Origin of the sequence: Posidoniimonas polymericola, assembly GCF_007859935.1 — a bacterium.
Lineage (GTDB): Bacteria > Planctomycetota > Planctomycetia > Pirellulales > Lacipirellulaceae > Posidoniimonas > Posidoniimonas polymericola.
On the sequence record NZ_SJPO01000011.1, the window covers coordinates 21,541 to 39,423 of the forward strand.

A 17,883-nucleotide genomic window follows, 5' to 3' on the forward strand; every position below is an offset into this window, starting at 1 on the left:
AGCGCCGGTGCTGGTTCACCACGCCCTAAAGGGCGTGCCACCCGTTTATCGTTGGGCATCTTCTTGGCGACTTGGCGTCTTGGTGGTTCACTCCCCTTCACCACTCCTCTTCAACTCGGCCACCACGGTGGGGGACCACCGTGCCACAATCGGGGGCTGATTGGCATTTCTTTGTAGAAATCGGCCGCGTAGCGCGGTCCAATGGAGGGGCTGCTTGGGTTCCACAGCGAGCGGTGGTTGCGCGGCTAGCGGTCTTGAATCCCGACGGCTTGCGACGGCGGTTGCCGGGGGGGGCGCTGCACGCGGGTGGGACTTTTGTCCGCTGTGGCGGGCAGGATCGGACAAAAGTCGGCGGGGCCTGCCCAAGGGCGGATCCGCAACCTCAATCATAACAACTGCTTAGGGCGATCGGCGCCCGAAACGGGGCGCGACTTTTGTCCCTATCAATCGATATCGGAATTGGGGACAAAACTCGGCGGGGACAAAAGTCAGCTGGGACAACGCCCGCGCCGCGGGGCTGCCCGGCGGGGCGTAGCTCGCCGGCTGTTAGAAAAGCGAACTCAGCCGCCGGCCAGGCTGCGGAGCAGGCGGCCGACGGCGTAGGCCAGCGCGGCGGCCGAGCCGCCGATGAGCATGGTCTCGACCGCGCCGCGGAGCTGCGACATCTGGGTGACGCGGCCCCGCACGGCGCCAATGCCGGCGAAGGTCAGCAGCGTCACGCCGACGCTCAGGCCGAACGTCACGTCGGGGCCGAGCGAGCGGGAGAACACGAGCGGCACGATCGGCGCCATGCCGGCCGTGACAAACGCGATGAACGTGATGGTCGCCGCGCGACGCGGCGCGGGGGGCGAGGTCGGCAGCCCGAACTCTTCGCGGAGCATGGTGTCGACCCACTGCTGCTGGTCGGAGGTAATGGTTTCGACCGCGTGGTCGAGGGCGTCGCCCTCGAACCCCTTGGCGGCGTAGATCTGGCGGATCTCTTCGCGCTCACCGTCGGGGTGCTGGGCGATGTGCCGCTGCTCGAGCCGCCGGTAGCGGTTGAGCATGTCGTGGTCAGACTTGGTCTTGAGGTAGTTGCCCACCGCCATGCTGAACCCGTCGGCCAGCACGTTGGCCAGGCCCAGCACAATGGCGACCCCGGCCGACAGGCCGGAGCCGGCCACGCCGGCCACGATAGCGAAGGTGGTGATGGCGCCGTCGACGGCGCCGAGGACAAAGTCGCCGAGGTCGTCGGGCTTGCGGGCCTCGGCGAGCCGGGCGGCGATCGCCTCGGGGGTGTGGTCGTGCTCGAGCGGGTCGACCGGTCGCTTCGACTTGGGGGTCCTAGGCATCGGCGCGGCCCTCGAGAAGGGCGGCGTTGACCGCGGCGGCCGGGGAGGGCAGGGGGGAGAAGCGGGGCAGGGCAGGGCGGGGGGCGCACGAAAAGAGCCCCGCTTGGCTCTGCGAGGACGCCAAGCGGGGCTCTTCGTGCGAGGCAGTCTTCCCGTGGTGGGCGTGTCCGACTACGGCGCCGGCAGTGACTGCGTGGTTCGCGTTGGAGCGGGCAACGGCGAGTGCGGGGGCACGTCGTTGCGTCGCTACGCAACCAGCTATTGCACTTGGTGTGCCAGAGGGGGCGATTGGAGCGCCGGGAGGGATGGAAGAGCGGGCTAGCATCGACGGTTTCCTTGGAATCCGCTGTCGCGGAGACGGCGGCCGAGGTCGGGCGACGCGCCCGGTGTGGCCGCTAGCATGTAGCAATTTCAATCGGGTGGGCAGTTAGTCAATCGGTGAGCAGGCTGGTGGTCATCGCGGCGAACACCTGGGCGGCGGCGGTCAGCTCGTGGTCCTCGCACTGGGCGAGGAGCACGCAGGTCGACTCGCCGTGGTGGAACACGCGGAGCTGGGCGGTGTTGGTCAGGTCGAGGTAGTAGAAGTTGACGTCGTAGCCGACGAGCGGGGTCTTCCCGATCCACGAGTCGGCCGGGTCGTGCTCGGCGGCCGGGTACTCTGCTTGCATTGCTTGCAGCATCTCGTCGAGCACGCCGCGGACGTCGCGGAGGCCCGGGTAGACGCTGAGCGACCAGAACGCTGTGTTCGGGCTCGACACGGTTACCTGCAGCGCGGACTCTTGGTCCTGTTGCTGCTCGAGTTCCCAGTTGTCGGGGTACTGGAAGGAAAGCCCCTGGGCTGCGTAGCTTTTCGGCATCGCCTTGCTTGTTCAAATTGGAGTGGGTCGGTTTCGGCCGATCCTAGCACCCGGTTGGTGTCGATGTAACCGTTGAAGTCGTGTTGAAAGGGGAGGGCGGTGCTGGTAGGGTCCCGCCCTGCTTTTCTCGACCGTGGCGGCAAGGAGGCCTCGCGGCGCGGATGACGATTGTTGGTCAACTGGTAATGATTTGCGCCCCCCTGCTGCGCTTGGTCTGCGCCCTGTGCGTGCTGGCGCCGGTGGGCTGCGGCGCTTTCCGGCAGCGGACGCCGGGCGACGCGGCGGTTTCCGTGTGCCGGCAGTTCTCTTGCGAGGGCGTAACGGCCCTGGAGCAAGGCGACTGCCAGCAGGCGGAGTCGCTGCTGCGACGCGCCGTGGACGCGGCGCCGACGGACGCCGACGCGCGCCGGCACCTGGCCGAGGCGCTGTGGGCCCGCGGCGAGCAGGCCGAGGCGATCCGGCACATGCGGGTGGCTGTGGAGGAAGAACCCGAACACGCCACAGCGGTCTGCCGACTCGGTCAGATGGAGGCCGCCGTCGGCGAGTGGAAGCTGGCCCTGCGGCGGGCGCAGCACGCGCTGCAGCACGATCCTAAACTGGCCGACGCGTGGGCCCTGCGGGGCCGCGCCCACCTCGAGACTCAGCAACCCGACGAGGCGCTCGCCGACTTGATCCGGGCGCTCGAGTACTCGCCGAACAACCGGGACGTGCTGGCGGACCTGGCCCGCATGTACGGGCTCCGGCAGCAGTCGCACCGCCGGCTGGCGACCGTGCACCGCCTGCTCGAGACCTACCCGCACGGCGAGGCTCCGGTGGACTCGCTGGTGATGGAGGCCGACGCCTACGCGGCGCTCGGCCGGAACGACGACGCGGCGGCCGGCCTGCGAGACGCCGCCGAGCGGTGGCCGCAGAGCCCGGCGCTGCTCTGCCGGCTGGCGGAGGCCGAAGCGGCCGGCGGGCGGACCGACGCCGCCGTGGCGGCGGCGCAGCGGGCGCTGGCGGCCGACCAGACCCACCTGCCGAGCCAGCACCTGCTGGCCCGATTGTCCGCACAAGACGCACAGCTGCGCTAACCGTTGCGGCGCGACCGGCGAAACCAGAGCTTCGCGGCCTGGCTGCCGGGCAGGGACCTGGGCGCCGATGGATAAAGTACCTTTGCCTTGGCGGGGGCTGCACAAACCCTACACCCGCCAAACTCTCCAGGAGCCTAGCATGTCGACCCAACCCCTAACGTCACCCGTGCAGGGATCCCCTGCTCCCATCGCCTCCGGCGGCTTCGTAGACCGCCGCAGCTACGACTCCAACGGATCGGCAGGCCGCGAGCGTCGCCAGTTCGCCAACAGCCACGACGAGCTCTCGCCGGAAGCGGCCGAGCTCGCCCGTGCCATCGACGGCTACAAGCTGCAGCACCGCCGGCGGTTCATCGACGCCGACGAGCTGCTGGTGGTAGTGAAGTCGCTCGGCTACTCGAAGTAGTCGCCGCGTCCCGGCTCGATCGCCAAGTGGATGTTGGGGCCGGGGTGAGAAGCCAGGGTTAAACGCCGCCGCAGGGCGGCGTTCCCTAGGTCACTTAAACGTCCGATAATCCCCGTTATGTTCGGTTTGGGCGCGGTTCTGCCCGGAAATGGCCGCTGCTATACTGGTTCTCGTTGTAACCCCTACCTCGCGGCGCCACCAGCAAACCCTTCGGCAGGCTCACGTTGTTCATTGGTCCGGTCTTCTCCCGCGAAGCACTGACGGCTCCGCGACGCGTCCGCTTCTACGCGGTCCCATGCCTGTTCGTCGCGACGCTGCTCGGGCTCACGCTCACGGCATGGCAGGTGCTCGTCGGCTCGCAGAACGTCACCAACCCGGGCGACTTGGCGCGGTTTGGCGCGGCGGCGTTCTCGCTGCTCGCGCCGCTGCAGCTGATGGTCTGCGTGCTGTTCTCGGCGCTGCTGGCCGCGGCGGCGGTTGCGCAGGAAAAGGACCGCAAGACCCTGATCCTGCTCCTGCTGTCAGATTTGACGAATTCCGAACTGGTTGTCGGGAAGCTGCTGGCTAGCATGCTCACGGTGTTGATGGTGATTGCGGCCGGTGTGCCGTTTTTCTTGTTGCTAACGACCCTTGGCGGCGTGACCTACGCCCAAGTGGCCCGCGTCACGGCGGTTACCGTGGTGGCGTCGCTGGCGGCCGGCAGCCTCGGGTCGACCGTCGCGCTGTGGCGTGAGAAGACGTTCCAGGCTTTGGCCGTTACGGCGTTGGTGATCGTCCTGTGGCTCGTTGGCTGGGAGTTCGTAGCGGGCGGCGGCTTTAATGATGTTGCTCCGGGCGCTTCGCAGTGGGCGGCTGTAGCGAGCCCCTGGCGGGCGATGCAGACCGCGGTCGAGCCGGCCTACGTCGACGCGGGGGTCAATCGGACGGTGGCGTTGTTCTTGGCGTTTGGCGGCGCGGTCGTCGCGCTGCTCAACGTCATCGCGGTCGTCATGGTGCGGGTCTGGAACCCGTCACGCGAGGCCCGGCCGAGCTCTGCCGGCGCCGAGACGAACGACGACGCCTGGCTCACCGAGGACGAGGCCCAGCGCGACGCCCGGCGGCTGCAGTCGCACCGCGCGCCGGGCAAGCCCCGCAAGGTGTGGGACAACCCGATCCTGTGGCGTGAGATCCGCACCTGGGCCTACGGCAAGAAGATCTTGGTGGTTAAGCTCGGCTACCTGGTCATCTTCGGCCTGGCGGCCGTCGGCGCCGCTCTCGCCAATCAGGACCCCGACGCGGCCGGCCCGGCCTCGGGCGTCATCTCGCAATCGACCACCATGCTCGCGCCGCTGTTCGTGCTGAGCATCGTGCTGGTCAACGCGTTGTCGGTGACCTCGCTCACCAACGAGCGGGACCTCAAGGCGCTCGACCTGCTGCTCGCCACGGACCTGACCCCCAAGGAGCTGATCTTCGGCAAGCTGGGCGGCGTGCTGTACAACGCCCGTGAGATGATCCTGCTGCCGATGGCGCTGTGCGTCTACCTGTGGTGGTCGGGGAGCGTCGGCGGCGAGAACCTGGTGTTCCTGCTGATCGGCCTGGCGGTTGTGAACGCGTTCGCCGCGATGCTGGGCCTGCACGCCGGGATGATGTACCCGAATTCACGCCAGGCGATTGGCGCCAGCATCGGGACGCTCCTGTTTCTGTTTTTTGGCGTCACGACCTGCATGCGGATGATGCTCGCGTTGTCGCAGTCCTTCGAGTACCAGCTGGCGCCGTTCCTGGGGTTCATGCTCGGCGGCGGGATTGCGTTGTTCGCCGCGCTCGCCTGGCGGAACCCGTCCTCGGCGATGTTCCTGGCGTGCTTCTCGGCGCCGTTCGCGGTGTTCTATGCGATTGTCAGTTTCCTGCTGGGGCATTATGACTGGGTGTTCCTCGCCACCATCGCGACCTTCGGCTTCGCGACGACGGCGATGCTGGTCCCGGCCCTCAGCGAGTTCGACGTCGCGACCGGCCGGACCACGGCCCGCGACTAATCCCCTTTGACCGACCCCCACGCTCGACCAGACAGGCCGCATTGGCAAGCCTAGCGCCCTACATCCCGCACCTGATCGCGATGGCCCTGCTGCTGGCCGCCAGCGCGTTCTTTTCCTGCAGCGAGGCGGCGCTCTTCTACCTCGGCCGGGAAGAACGCGACCGGATGCAGGACGGCGCCCTCGGCGAACGCACCGCGGCGCGGCTGCTCGCCAACCCCGAGCGGCTGCTTACCGCCATCCTGTTCTGGAACCTGCTGGTCAACATGGCGTACTTTGCGCTGGCGTCGCTGGTGGCGATTGGGATCAACAATCAAGGCGCCGCCAGCGAGGCCTCCGTGCTGACGGTCGTGGCGTTGTTCGCGGTCATCATCTTCAGCGAGATGCTGCCCAAGAACTTCGGCGTGGTCTGGCCGGTGCGGTTCGCGACCCTGCTGAGTGTGCCGCTCAGCGCGGCTGCCAAGGTGCTCGACCCAATCGCCTGGGTGTTCGGCGCGGTGAGCCGGGGTTCGTCACGGGTGCTGTTCCCCCACTTCGAGGCCGAGCCGTACCTCGAGCTCGGCGACCTCGAGCGGGCGATCAGCCTGTCGGGCGGTGACCAACAACTCATCGAGCAAGAACAGAACGTCCTGAGCCGCATCGTCGCCCTCGCCGAGACCCGCATCGAGGAGATCATGCGGCCACGGCTGCTCTACGAAGCGCTCCCCCCGCCGGTGACGCAATCGCAGCTCTCCCCGCAAACCACCGCTAGCGGGTACGTGCTGGTGACCGAGCCCGACAGCGAAGAGATCGCCGCGGTGATTGACGTCAACCGCGCCGCACTCTTCCCCGGCGAGTCGATCGGCCAGCTCGCCTCGCCCGTGCTGGCGGCGCCGTGGTGCGCCAGCGTCGCCGAGACCCTCAGCCGACTCGACTCGGCGAAGCGGGACGTGGTGGCGGTCGTCAACGAGCTCGGCGAGACCATCGGCATCGTCACCCGCAACGACATCCTCGGCAGCGTGCTGCACGCCGAAGCGGCCCGCGACCGTGGCGCCGAACGCGTCGGCCGGATCCGCGCCATCGGCGACGGGCAGTGGGAGGTCACCGGCATGACAACGCTCCGGCGGCTCGCCAAGAAGCTGGGCTGCGAGCTGCCCGCGGTGAAGGGCATCACGGTCGCCGGCATGCTGCAGGAGCAGCTCAACCACCTCCCGCAGGAGGGCGACGAGGTCGAGTGGGCCGGGCACCACTGGCGGGTGCTGTCGGCCGACCACCCCTCGCTGCTGACCGCCTCGGTCCGCAGGGTCCTGACGCCCGATCCTCCCCAAGACTCCTAACGCCGCGCGAGCCACCTCCATCCCATGACAACCGCGGTTCTGCTATTCGCTGTCGGGCTGATGCTCAGCGCATTCTTCAGCGGTTCGGAGACTGGGTTTTACCGCGTCGCGCGGGTGCGGCTGCTCATCGAAGCGATGGAAGGGAGCTGGATCTCCAAGATGCTGCTGTGGGCCACCAACAACCCGGCGGCGTTCGTCGCGACCGCCCTGGTCGGCAACAACGTGGCGAACTACGTGGTTTCGTGCGCCACGGTGCTGCTCGCAAAGCTGCTCCTACCCGACGGCGGACCCGCGACCGAGATGGCGTTCACCATCGCCCTGACCCCGGTGGTATTCATCTACGGCGAGCTGCTGCCGAAGAACCTATTTTTCGCGGCGCCCAACCGGCTGCTCCGCCGCTGCGCGCCCGGGCTGGCCGTGGCGGGGACCCTGTTCTCGCCGGTGAGCGCCGCGCTGTGGGTGGTCGGGTACGTGCTGCAGAAGGTGGCCCGGGTGCCCTCGCAGGCGTTGCGGATGGAGCTCGCCCGCCGCGAGCTGGCCGAGGTGCTCGACGAGGGGCACGCCGTGGGGCTGCTCTCCCCTGCCCAGCGGCGGCTTGCGCAGGGCACGTTCGCGGCGGCCGGTCGTTCGATCCGCGAGTTCATGATCCCGGCGGGCCGCCTCGCCCAGGTGGACCTCGGCGTGTCGCGTCGCGAGCTGCTGCAGTTCGCCCGCCGCCGGCAGCAGACCTTCGTGATTCTCCGCAACGGTCAGGGGTACGTGCGGGTGCTCGACTGCCTGCTTGACCCCGACAACCCCCAGCTGCCGATCCGCGACCTGCTCTCGACGCCGATCAAGCGGAACTTCCTGACGACACTGCTGAACATGCAGGCGGCCAATCGCGAGGTGGCCGCGGTGAAGGGCGAGCAGGGACGCATTGTTGGCTACGTCTTCGCCGAGCACCTCAAGTTGGCCCTGGTCGAGTCACCCGTGCGCTGACGCCCTGCCCCGCCCCGCGCCCTAGACACCCCCCCGCCCTGCCCGACAATAGAGCCGTGGGCGCCCCTAGCACCAAGAGCATGCAGCCGTCGCGATGAGTGGAGTTGTTTCGCGGGACATTACCGGACAGATGATTGTGCTCGGCACCGGCACCAGCGTCGGCGTGCCGATGATCGGCTGCGGGTGCGACGTCTGCCGCTCGACCAATCCCAAGAACAGCCGCACCCGCTGCAGCGTGATCCTCGGCCTGCCCGAGGGGAACCTGCTGATCGACACCTCGCCGGACATGCGTGAGCAGCTCCTGCGGGAGAAGATCGGGCTTGTCAATGCGGTGCTGTACACGCACGAGCACGCCGATCACCTGTTCGGGCTGGACGACCTGCGGCTGATGCAGTTCTACCTCGGTGGGCCGCTGCCGCTGTACTGCGAGCCGCTGGTCGAGCAGCGGATCCGCAAGTCGTTCGACTACGCGTTCGCGTCGCTGCCGAACCTGCACGCCGGCGCCATCCCGAAGATCGAGTTCCACCCGATTGGCCCGGTCAACGACGGGCACGAGCCGTTTTCCGTTCTGGGCGCCACGGTAACTCCAGTGCGTCAGTCGCACGGCCCCAATTTCGTGACCCTCGGATTCCGCTTCGGTGACGTCGCCTACTGCACGGACGTTTGCGAGATGCCCGATGAGAGCAAGGACCAGCTCAGGGGCCTCGAGGTGCTGGTGCTCGACGCGCTGCGGACCAAGCCCCACCCGACGCACTTTAGTCTCGACCAGGCGGTCGCCCTGGCCCAGGAGCTTGGCGCCAAGCAGACCTACTTCACGCACATGTCCCACGACTTGGAGCACGAAGCGGTGAACGCGTCGCTGCCCGAAGGCATGCAGCTCGCCTACGATGGTTTGCGGATCGAGCTCTGCTAGCTCTGGACGCTGGGCGTGGGTCGCCGCGGGTCCGGGCCTACCGCTCGTACAGGAGAGCCGCCTCGCGGACGCGCAGGAAGTCGTCGACTCCCTTTTCTGAGAGACGAGCCAGCTCCTGCGGCCCCGCCCCGTTGACGACCGCGTCGAATACCTCCTGGTTGATCAACAGGCGGTTGTAGCGTTTGGTCTCCCAGTCGTCGGGGTACAGCCCCCGCAGCACCGAGGCGACCGCCAGCCCGAGCTCAACCGAGTCGAACGCCGCCGGGTCGGTGATCATCAAGCCGATGCCGCCACACTCCACGCCCTCGTGCTTGCTGGCGTTCGGCGTGAAGCGGCGGGGGATCACCCTCACGCCGGGGCAGCCGACCGCGTTAATGGCGTTGGCGAACTCCCACGGGTCGATCCAGGGAGCGCCGACCAGCTCGAACGGCGTGTCGGTCCCGCGTCCGACCGAGAGGTTCGTTGTCTCAAGCAGCCCGATGCCGGGGTACAGGATAGCCGCCCGCAGGCTCCGCATGTTCGGCGAGGGGTTGATCCAGAGCTGGCCGTTCTCGGCCTGCGTAGAATGCGGGTCCCAATTACGCACGGGCACCACGGTCAGCTTCCCTTCGGCCTCGTGCGCAGCCAGGAACATCTGAGCGAGTTCGCCGATAGTCATGCCGTAGCGGACCGGCATCGGAAACGTGCCCACAAAAGACTCCTGCCCGGGGTCAAGCATCGGGCCCTCAATCGAGACGCCGTCAATCGGGTTCGGGCGGTCGAGCACCATGTACTCGATGCCCGCTTCATGAGCGGCCTCCATGGCGAGCCGCATGGTGGCCGTGTAGGTGTAGAACCGGCAGCCGATGTCCTGGATGTCGAACACCAGGACATCGAGATCCGCAAGTTGCTCGGGCGCCGGCTTGCGACGGTCGCCGTAAAGGCTGGCGACCTTCAAGCCGGTCGCTTCGTCCTGGGCGTCCTTGATGCCGGGCTCGTCGAGCACGCCTTTGACGCCGTGTTCGGGGCTGAACAGCCGCACCAACTCGACGCCCTCTGCCTTGGCGAGCAGATCGATCGTGCGGGAGCCCTGGCTGTCGACACCCGTGTGGTTGGTGATCAGGCCGACCCGTTTTCCGACCAGCGGCGCGAAGCCTTCCTCCCGCAGCTTGTCGATGCCGAGCGACACCCGGTCTTGATTCGTCGCGGGCGTCAGGCTGGCGTGCGGCTGCTCGATCGCCGCGCAGGCGATCGTGCCGATGCGTCCGATCAGGTCGTTGACCGAGCCGTTGTCGTCTGGGTGCAGGCGATTCGACAGGAAGATCACGAACAGGTCCCGCCCCGGGTCGATCCAGATGCCGGTGCCGGTGAAGCCGCCGTGCCCGAAAGCGCGGTCGGACATCAGCTCGCCGCGGTTGCGGGAGTAGACGCTGTTGGAGTCCCAGCCGAGGCCGCGGATGTTGCCTACAACCTCGCGGCCACGGGTCATCACCTCGACCGTGGCCGGGCTAAGAACGGACGAGCCGTCGAGCGCGCCCTGTTGGAGCATCATCCGCGCGTACCGGGCGAGGTCCTCGGCGGTGCTGAACAAGCCGGCGTGCCCGGCGACCCCGCCGAGCAACGCGGCGCGTGGGTCGTGCACCTCGCCGACAATCCAGCTCCCGTCGTCGCGTCGGGTGTGGGGGGCCGCTCGATCCTGCAGTTCCTTGCCCGGCAAGTAGCCGGTTTCCGGCATGCCGAGCGGTCGGAAGATCTCGTCAGCGGCGAACTCGTTCAGTGGCTTGCCGCTTAGCTCCTGCACAATCCGTCCAAGCACCAGGAAGTTGACGTCCGAGTACTTGAACTCCGTGCCGGGCGGTACGATCGGCGCTAGGTCGTAGATCCGTTTCCATGCTTCTTCTGAGCCGTGGCGGTAGTCCGACAGCGGGTTGTCAGGGATCAGCCCGCTGGTGTGGGTCAGCAGTTGCTCAATTGAGATGTCCTTCTTGCCGTTGGCGCCGAACCCCGGCAGCAGGTCCGCGGCCTTGTCCTTGAGCCGCAATTGGCCGGTCTCAAGCAGCCGCATCACACTGGTGGCGGTAGCGATCGGCTTCGTGAGGGAAGCCAGGTCGAACACCGTGTCGGTAGTCATTGCCTTCTTGCTGGGCTCCAACGATCGGTTGCCATAGGCCCGCAGGAAGGCAATGCCCGCGTGGTCGCCAATCGCTACGACACAGCCCGGCAACTCGCCGCGGTCGATGCCCTGCTGCACCAGCGGCCGGATGGCGTCAAAGGACGGTTGATGGAAACGCGATGGGGTGGCGCCCAGAGCACCGGTCGCGATCGAGGCGAGCGAAACGACGCTCAAGACGAGCGACAGAACGGGGCGGGTCGGCGGTGTGATTGGTGGCATCGCGGAGGCGAATCTTCTGTGGGGGGCCTGGGGGGTCCTGCCGGCGGAGAAACGGCGCCAAGCAGGGCGTCGACGGCCAGCTTAGCAAAGCCGCATCGGCGTCGAGTCGTTGCTGCGCAATGCGAAGACTCTGCTGCGCGTATTCCGCCGAGCAAGCGTCGCGGCTCGACCTCGTTTTGGCTAGACTCCGAAATATGCCGATCAGCGGCCTCACCCGCCGTCGGCTGATTGTCTCGCTTTCCTTCGGGCGGAAGAGAGAGGGGATACACCATATGATGGTGCGTTTCGCGTCAAGCAATCGCTCCGGGTCACGCTCCGCCGGCTTCACGCTGGTCGAGCTGCTGGTGGTGATTGCGATTATTGGAGTCCTCATCGCGCTCTTGCTGCCAGCGGTTCAGTCCGCGCGAGAGTCGGCGCGTCGGATCCAGTGTCGGAGCAGTCTGAAGAACCTAGCGCTAGCGGTTCTCAACTACGATAACACCTACGGGGGTTTTCCCCCCTGCACCGAAGCCGAGCCTGATCGGGGCGCAAGGTTCTCGAACATCGACACCATCGAGAGGCACCTGAGTTGGGCTGTCCGGGTGCTGCCCTTCTTCGAAGAGCAGGCGTTGTTCGACCAGTTCGACCTGAGTCAGCTCTCCACCGCCCAGGATCGCAACACACGCCCGCAGGAGCAACGCCCTGCGATCTTCGGCTGCCCATCGGATGGGGCCGATAATCGGCTGTACGGTCCCAACCGTACCACCAGCAACACCGCCTACAGCAAGGGCAATTACGTCGCGTTTGTGAGCCCCGAGCACGTCAACGGCATGCGGGTCTACCCCGGCTGCATGATCAACGAACTGAACCCGCTCAGCCGGTTTACGGACGGCACGTCAAACTCGCTGATGCTCAGCGAGGTCCGCACACGGGACAACGCCGCGGACCCTCGCGGCGTGTGGGCCTCGGCCTACTGCGGCGGCAGCATTATCAGTTTCGACATGCACGACGTGAGATTCGCTTCAGCCAACAACGAAGAGCGGAACTCGGGCTACATCCCGATCAACAATCCTGACATTGGCCCATTTACGCCCAACGGCCGCCCCAGCGGCAATAGCGACCGCCTGCGGGAGTGCCCCGACGAGCAGCTGGCCGACCTCGAGCTGATGCCGTGCAGCGTCGACAACAGCACGTGGACCGGCGCCTCGCCGCGCAGCATGCACCCGGGCGGCGTGAACGCCTCGCTGTGCGACGGCAGCGTCACTTGGCTCACCGACGATATCGACGCGTACCTGATGGCCCGCATGATCTGCATCCGCGATGGCGACCCGTTGGTTGAGGGGCAGCTCGGTTCGGCCGGGCGGGGCCGCGGGCAGTAACCGACTACGCAAGCGAGAGGGCGTCTCGAGAATGAAATCCGCGATCGTGGGCATCCTGGTTGGAATCGGCGTTGTGCTGTTTGTGCTCAGCCTGGTCTGGACGCAGATCTTTACAGGCGAGTCCCGCTGGACACCCGAGAAGGCCGACCAGTGGGCCGAGGTGAAGGACCGGCTGCACAACCTGAGTTTCATCGTCAACAGTCCCGAGCCCCCGCGCAGGCACGCCAGCCGGGAAGAGGCCCAGGCCGAGTACGACAAGGTCAAGGCGATGGCCAACCAGTTGCGCTCTGAGTTCGAGAACGCCTACGATGGGCCTCGGACGACCGCCACCGTCCTGAAGTGGTCTGGTGTCGGCGTGCTGGTTCTGGGGATCGGTCTGCAGTTCGCCTGGAAGGATCAGGGCTGACTGTCCCTGCCAAGGCGATGTTAAGTAGAAAGCTCTGCTGCTGGTTGTTGCCCGCCAGCCTGATCGCCGCCGCGGCGATTTGCACGTCTGCCGCAGCGCAGGTGGCACTGACCGGCGACTTTGACCACGGGGCGCTCGCATCCTGGTCGGGTGACTCAGCGAGCCTCCAGCTCGTCGGCCGCGACAACTATTACGGATCAGGGCGTTGGCGGTGGCTCTACTTCAAGGCGTCTGGAATCCAGGGCGCCTCGCCGACGTTCAGCATTTCGAGCAACTTCGCCGGCGACTCCACGCCCGGGCTGCACGAGCTGGCCGAGCACGAGATGGTCTACTCGTACGACAACGAGCACTGGCAGTTCTTCGACAACAACCAGCTCGGCGCCGCCGAGTTTTCGTTCTCCAACGCGACGCCATTTACGCAGGACGAGGTCTACGTCGCCTACGCCCTGCCCTACTCCTACGGGCGGTCGGTCACCCACACGCAGTCGGTGCTGCAGTCGCCGTGGGCGGCGCCCACGGCGTCCGGAAACGCGGCGGGCGTCATCGGCTCGTCGACGCCGGGCGTGGATGAGCTGGGTCGCGCCACGCCGGCCCTCGACGTGTTTGGGTACCGCATCACCAACCCCGCGACCGATTCTGGTCGACTCACCAAGCAGAAGATCGTGATCTCCAGCGGCCTGCACGCGGGGGAACCTCTAGGGACCTACGTCTACCAGGGGATGGTAGATTGGCTGCTGTCGGACGACCCGCGCGCCGCGTGGGTCCGCGACAACGTCGAGGTCTACGGCTACCCCGTGCTCAATCCGTCGGGGCGGATCATGGGGACCAACCGCACCACGGTCAACAATATTGGGCGTGACCCGAACGGCCTCTGGGACCCGAACCGCTGGTCTAGCAGCAGCTACGGCTGCGGCGGCGACGACTGCCAAGAAATCCGCGCGACCGGTGAAGCCATGATGGCGGACGTCACGGCCACCCAGGGCGGCGTCGACGCGTTCATCGACTTCCACTCGACCGTTCCCGACTACCAGATCGACGAAGTCAACGGCGTCCCGGACGACTTCGCCTACATCAATTCCGACGACCTTGGCGCCGACTGGTGGGAGGCGTTTCGTCTGCTGCAGCCGAACGTCCTCCAAGAGGTTTCGGGCGGCGGAAGCTACACGACCGCCGGCTTCGCCCGGCGGCGGCTGGGGGCCGAGGTCGAGATCACATTCGAGACCCAGTTCACGTGGGAGAGGAACACCGATTACTACCTCGGCCTGGGAGCCAACTTTGGGGTATCGTTCTACAACGCGTGGGCGCCGGGCGTGCCGGGCGACTTCAACGCGGACGGACTCGTGGACGCCGCCGACTACACGGTGTGGCGTGATTCGTACGGCGCTGTGGGGGCGGCCCTGCCCGCCGACGCAAACAGCGACCAGGTCGTTGACGCCGCCGACCTGGAGTCGTGGCGGGCGAATTTTGGCGTGACCGCCACGACGCCCACGGTGGCAGTCCCCACGCCGAACGCCGCTACCTGTCTGACGGTTCTCGCAGCGGTGGGCGCGGCGGCGCCGCTACTTCGCATCCGCTTCGGGTTCGCCGCCGGGCGGAGCTAGCCGCCCGCTCATCAGGTCGAAGACCAGCGCCCGGAGCACGCTGGTCGGCGCCGCGTAGGTCTCGGTCCGGCCGGCACGTGCGATGTTGAAACCGACGACCTGCCCTTCCAGGTTGACCAGGGGCCCGCCGCACTTGTCTGCCGGCAACGCGGTGTCGTGCTGCAAAGCCGAGGGGAAGCCGAATCGTCGCTGGCTCAACTGACTGCCGAGATTGTTTTGATAGTCGCTGCGGTTGGGGCCCATCGCCGCGATGCGGCCCGACAGCATCGCCTTGATCGACAGCTCCTCTTGGCCGCGGCGCACGAGCAGCACGATCTCGTCGCCGGGGCTGTGGCTCTGGACCTCGCGTATCAGTTGCGACCGATTCTTCATCGGCTTGTCGTTCACGCGGAGCAACACGTCGTTGACCAGGATCCCGGCGTCCTCGGCGCCCGTGTCGGGGAAGACCTTGGCGACCGTTGCGCCGTCGCGGGCCTCTTCCAGCTGCACGCCGAGGATGCCCGCGCGGTGGGGGATCTCGCGCGGCGATACGCTCAGCACGCCGACCGCGACCGGGTTCTTGCCGGTCCCCACGGTCGCCAGCCAGTCGCCGTCGCGCGAGTCGGGGGCCGTGTCGAGCGCCAGGGCTTCGAGCCCGGTAGCGTCAATCTTCAGCATCGCCAGGTCGTACCGGCGGTCGACCCCGGTCACCTGCGCTGGGTACTCTTTACCGCCGTCAAAACGCACAACCGGGTCGCCATCTAGCTGAGTGGCTTTGGTGAGTACCCAGCCGTCGGGGCCTACTACGCCGCCGAGCGCTACCGGCTTGCCATCGCAGCGGACCTGCACCACGCAGCGGCGGGCGTCGGCGACCGCGTCGCGGAAAGCCGCGTGCACCTGCGGGCCGTCGGTCAGGCGGTGGTTGGGTATCCAGAGCCGCTCGAGGGCGTCCTGGAACACATTGCGGGCCTGCTCGAGCGAAGGCGCGGGCGTCGGGGTCTGATCTTCTTCCTGGCCCAGCAGCGGGCTCGGCAGCATTGCCAGGGCCAGCAACAGCATCCACGACGGCAGCAGGTGTTTGGGCTTCATGCGGATCTTCCGATTAGGAATCGGACTCCAGTTCCGGCGTGCCTGGGTAGTCGACCGAGATGATCCCCAGACGCACTTTGAAATCTAACGGCTTGCCATCGCGCTGCACGGCGATCACGACCGTAGCGGCAGGCTTCTGAGCGTTGATCAAACGGCCGAGTTCCTCGAAGTCGTCAACCTGTTCCCCGTCGAGAGCGGTGATGACGTCGCCCTCGTGAATCCCGGCCCGCGATGCCGCGAAGCCGTCGTAGACCTGGGTGATGAGGCACCCGCCGCGGATCGAGTTGCCGGCGACGCCCAAGAAGGCGCGGTGGCGCGCCGGCTCGGCGGTCCCGAGGCTCCCGCCCCACATCTGACCGCCGGCCAGGCGGTCCCAGGTGGCGTGGTACTCGTCGATCGGCACGTGGTAGTTGCTGACGATCCGCCGCCCGATGCGGCTGTGGATACCGACCACCTGGCCACGCAGGTTCAGCAGTGGGCCGCCGCTGTCGCCGCCAACAAGCGTGACGTCGGTGCACAGGGTCGAGTCTTCCTCAAACAGCACGCGGCCCAACCGCACGGGCGGCGCCCGATCGCGGAAGTAGCCGTTTGGCTGCCCCAGGCCGACCACCCAGTCGCCCGGTTCGGTCGAGCCGGCGGGCGCCATCGGCACAAACGGCCACGGGCCCTTGTCGGTAATCTTGAGCATGCCGCTGTCGACCGAGCTGTTCACGCCGAGCGTCACGCCCCGCGCGCGCCGCCCGTCGGCGAACAGGAAGGTGACGCGTTGGTTGGGCTCCATTGCCACGTGCCCCGCGGTCAGCGCCAACCCGTCCTCGCTAATAATCACTGCGCTGCCGATCGCTCCGCCTACCTCGACGCCGACCGTAGCCGGCCGCGCAAACTCGACGACCGAACGGACTTGCTTCTGGATCAGCCGCAGGTCGGCGAGGTTCTCGGGCGACTTCTTCTGACTGACGGCCTCAATCTCCGCGCCCCAGGGAACGGGCGGGCGGGTCACCTCCTGGGGCGGGCTATCCGCTTCTGCAGACGGTGACGGTTCTTCGCCAGCCGGCTTGGGAGTGGCCTGCTCGCCTGCCTGTGGCGACTCGCTGGGCTGCGCCGCAGGTGGCGGCGCGTCAGGCTGTTCCCGTGGGGGCGCGGCGGGCGGTTGGGCCTCGACCGCAGGCGCTGCGGCCGGCTGACCAACGGCATGCGCCGCGGCAAAGAACGCGACGGTCACCAGTGTAAGGCTGGTGAGGAGCGGGGCCGCGAGCCGATTACTGTACATACGCTATTGACCGTGTACGCGTGTCTAGCATAAGCTGTCTGGGAAGGAGCCCGGTCAGGCTGCTACCTGATTGTAGCTCTTCTACGTAACTTTTGCCCATTTGAGCCGGTCGGATTCTGTCGTTGAATTCAGACGACGACGCCGTGTCAGGCAGGCTCACTGGGATGGGGAACCCACCCTGAATCGGCAAGTTTTAGGCACTAGGGAGGCTTTTTCATGTCGCTGGACCAACTAACCCCGCGCCAGCGCGAGGTGTTCGATTTTATCCGCGACCTGATCTGCAATCGCGGCTACGGCCCGACAGTTCGTGAAATTGGCGAGAACTTCTCCATCAATTCGCCCAACGGCGTGATGTGCCACCTCAAGGCCCTGGAGAAGAAGGGGTTGATCACGCGCGAGCCAAACATGTCCCGCGCCATCCAACTCACGGAAGCCAGCCGCGAGGAAGAAGGCATCCCGTTGGTCGGCCATGTCGCCGCGGGCAGCCTTACCGAGGCAATCGAGCAGGCCGAGCGGTTTAGCTTCGAAGATTGGTTCCCCGCCAAGAAGAACCAGTTCGCCCTGCGTGTGCGTGGCGACTCGATGATCGAAGCCCAGATTGCCGACGGCGATGTCGTGATCGTCCGCCGCACCAAGACCGCTTACAAGGGCGACATCGTCGTTGCTATCACCGACGAAGGCGAGGCGACCCTCAAGTACTGGTTCCCCGAGTCCAACCGCATCCGCCTGCAGCCTGCCAACGCCAGCATGAAGCCGATCTACAGCAAGACCGCCCAGGTGCTGGGGGTGGTGACCGGCGTCGTGCGTCAGGTTGGTTGAGGTCATCGGAGCGGCTGAGGCCGTTGGGAGCACTGCACACACGCTGTTTGGCGCAGGCCGGGTGAGCCCGTGGTCGGTAGACCGGGATGTGGCTAGGATTGAGCCCATTC

General features: G+C 66.9%; 15 protein-coding genes. 10 read left to right on the forward strand and 5 right to left on the reverse strand.

Annotated elements, in window-relative coordinates:
* Positions 1-560: 560 nt before the first annotated feature.
* Both Pla123a_RS19700 and Pla123a_RS19705 read right to left on the reverse strand, forming a co-directional pair.
* Entirely contained in the window at positions 561-1,331 is a 771-nt protein-coding gene (locus Pla123a_RS19700) for a VIT1/CCC1 transporter family protein (protein WP_146590197.1), read from the reverse strand.
* 431 nt (positions 1,332-1,762) lie between these two features.
* Positions 1,763-2,188 (reverse strand): hypothetical protein, encoded by a 426-nt coding sequence (locus Pla123a_RS19705; RefSeq protein WP_146590199.1) that lies wholly within the window; start codon positions 2,186-2,188, stop codon positions 1,763-1,765.
* Between the two features lie 185 nt (positions 2,189-2,373).
* On the opposite strand from Pla123a_RS19705, the gene Pla123a_RS19710 reads away from it, so the two are divergent.
* The 6 genes from Pla123a_RS19710 (at position 2,374) to Pla123a_RS19735 (ending at position 8,880) form a co-directional block, all read left to right on the forward strand.
* Positions 2,374-3,261: a tetratricopeptide repeat protein gene (locus Pla123a_RS19710; protein WP_197528131.1), complete on the forward strand. Its 888-nt coding sequence runs from the start codon at positions 2,374-2,376 to the stop codon at positions 3,259-3,261.
* A 139-nt stretch (positions 3,262-3,400) separates the two neighbouring features.
* The gene (locus tag Pla123a_RS19715; protein ID WP_197528132.1) at positions 3,401-3,664 is read left to right on the forward strand and encodes a hypothetical protein; all 264 of its coding nucleotides are present in this window, start codon (positions 3,401-3,403) and stop codon (positions 3,662-3,664) included.
* A 224-nt stretch (positions 3,665-3,888) separates the two neighbouring features.
* Entirely contained in the window at positions 3,889-5,676 is a 1,788-nt protein-coding gene (locus Pla123a_RS19720) for an ABC transporter permease subunit (protein ID WP_146590203.1), read from the forward strand.
* Positions 5,677-5,717: 41 nt separating this feature from the next.
* Positions 5,718-6,989 carry a CNNM domain-containing protein gene (locus Pla123a_RS19725; RefSeq protein ID WP_146590205.1) on the forward strand — a complete coding sequence of 424 codons (1,272 nt, stop codon included), beginning with the start codon at positions 5,718-5,720 and terminating at the stop codon, positions 6,987-6,989.
* Positions 6,990-7,013: 24 nt separating this feature from the next.
* The gene (locus Pla123a_RS19730; RefSeq protein ID WP_146590207.1) at positions 7,014-7,967 is read left to right on the forward strand and encodes a CNNM domain-containing protein; all 954 of its coding nucleotides are present in this window, start codon (positions 7,014-7,016) and stop codon (positions 7,965-7,967) included.
* Positions 7,968-8,061: 94 nt separating this feature from the next.
* Positions 8,062-8,880, forward strand: a complete 819-nt coding sequence (locus Pla123a_RS19735; RefSeq protein WP_146590210.1) for an MBL fold metallo-hydrolase — start codon at positions 8,062-8,064, stop codon at positions 8,878-8,880.
* A gap of 37 nt (positions 8,881-8,917) precedes the next feature.
* On the opposite strand, the gene Pla123a_RS25065 is transcribed toward Pla123a_RS19735, so the two are convergent.
* Entirely contained in the window at positions 8,918-11,251 is a 2,334-nt protein-coding gene (locus Pla123a_RS25065) for an exo-beta-N-acetylmuramidase NamZ domain-containing protein (RefSeq protein WP_146590212.1), read from the reverse strand.
* Between the two features lie 272 nt (positions 11,252-11,523).
* Here Pla123a_RS25065 and Pla123a_RS19745 point away from each other — a divergent pair, with 272 nt between their 5' ends.
* From Pla123a_RS19745 to Pla123a_RS19755, 3 genes are read left to right on the forward strand one after another with little or no spacing between them, the layout of a single operon-like run.
* A complete protein-coding gene (locus Pla123a_RS19745; protein WP_197528133.1) occupies positions 11,524-12,609 on the forward strand; it encodes a DUF1559 domain-containing protein in 1,086 nt (361 codons plus the stop codon).
* 31 nt (positions 12,610-12,640) lie between these two features.
* Positions 12,641-13,015, forward strand: a complete 375-nt coding sequence (locus Pla123a_RS19750; RefSeq protein WP_146590216.1) for a hypothetical protein — start codon at positions 12,641-12,643, stop codon at positions 13,013-13,015.
* 17 nt (positions 13,016-13,032) lie between these two features.
* Positions 13,033-14,616, forward strand: coding sequence for a M14 family zinc carboxypeptidase (locus Pla123a_RS19755; RefSeq protein ID WP_146590218.1), 1,584 nt, complete (start codon positions 13,033-13,035; stop codon positions 14,614-14,616).
* On the opposite strand, the gene Pla123a_RS19760 is transcribed toward Pla123a_RS19755, so the two are convergent.
* Both Pla123a_RS19760 and Pla123a_RS19765 read right to left on the reverse strand, forming a co-directional pair.
* Positions 14,575-15,684 (reverse strand): S1C family serine protease, encoded by a 1,110-nt coding sequence (locus Pla123a_RS19760; RefSeq protein ID WP_146590220.1) that lies wholly within the window; start codon positions 15,682-15,684, stop codon positions 14,575-14,577. The genes Pla123a_RS19755 and Pla123a_RS19760 overlap by 42 nt on opposite strands.
* A gap of 13 nt (positions 15,685-15,697) precedes the next feature.
* Positions 15,698-16,954: a trypsin-like peptidase domain-containing protein gene (locus tag Pla123a_RS19765; RefSeq protein ID WP_146590222.1), complete on the reverse strand. Its 1,257-nt coding sequence runs from the start codon at positions 16,952-16,954 to the stop codon at positions 15,698-15,700.
* Between the two features lie 216 nt (positions 16,955-17,170).
* Between Pla123a_RS19765 and lexA the strand changes: the two genes are divergently transcribed.
* Complete coding sequence (gene lexA, locus Pla123a_RS19770) at positions 17,171-17,773, forward strand: transcriptional repressor LexA (RefSeq protein WP_146590224.1); 603 nt, start codon at positions 17,171-17,173, stop codon at positions 17,771-17,773.
* Positions 17,774-17,883 lie beyond the last annotated feature (110 nt).

Coding starts and splice junctions, on each gene's coding strand:
- Pla123a_RS19700 (WP_146590197.1), bottom strand. CDS start 1,331: ATGCCTAGGACCCCCAAGTCGAAGCGACCGGTCGACCCGCTCGAGCAC.
- Pla123a_RS19705 (WP_146590199.1), bottom strand. CDS start 2,188: ATGCCGAAAAGCTACGCAGCCCAGGGGCTTTCCTTCCAGTACCCCGAC.
- Pla123a_RS19710 (WP_197528131.1), top strand. CDS start 2,374: ATGATTTGCGCCCCCCTGCTGCGCTTGGTCTGCGCCCTGTGCGTGCTG.
- Pla123a_RS19715 (WP_197528132.1), top strand. CDS start 3,401: ATGTCGACCCAACCCCTAACGTCACCCGTGCAGGGATCCCCTGCTCCC.
- Pla123a_RS19730 (WP_146590207.1), top strand. CDS start 7,014: ATGACAACCGCGGTTCTGCTATTCGCTGTCGGGCTGATGCTCAGCGCA.
- Pla123a_RS19735 (WP_146590210.1), top strand. CDS start 8,062: ATGAGTGGAGTTGTTTCGCGGGACATTACCGGACAGATGATTGTGCTC.
- Pla123a_RS25065 (WP_146590212.1), bottom strand. CDS start 11,251: ATGCCACCAATCACACCGCCGACCCGCCCCGTTCTGTCGCTCGTCTTG.
- Pla123a_RS19745 (WP_197528133.1), top strand. CDS start 11,524: ATGATGGTGCGTTTCGCGTCAAGCAATCGCTCCGGGTCACGCTCCGCC.
- Pla123a_RS19750 (WP_146590216.1), top strand. CDS start 12,641: ATGAAATCCGCGATCGTGGGCATCCTGGTTGGAATCGGCGTTGTGCTG.
- Pla123a_RS19755 (WP_146590218.1), top strand. CDS start 13,033: ATGTTAAGTAGAAAGCTCTGCTGCTGGTTGTTGCCCGCCAGCCTGATC.
- Pla123a_RS19760 (WP_146590220.1), bottom strand. CDS start 15,684: ATGAAGCCCAAACACCTGCTGCCGTCGTGGATGCTGTTGCTGGCCCTG.
- Pla123a_RS19765 (WP_146590222.1), bottom strand. CDS start 16,954: ATGTACAGTAATCGGCTCGCGGCCCCGCTCCTCACCAGCCTTACACTG.
- lexA (WP_146590224.1), top strand. CDS start 17,171: ATGTCGCTGGACCAACTAACCCCGCGCCAGCGCGAGGTGTTCGATTTT.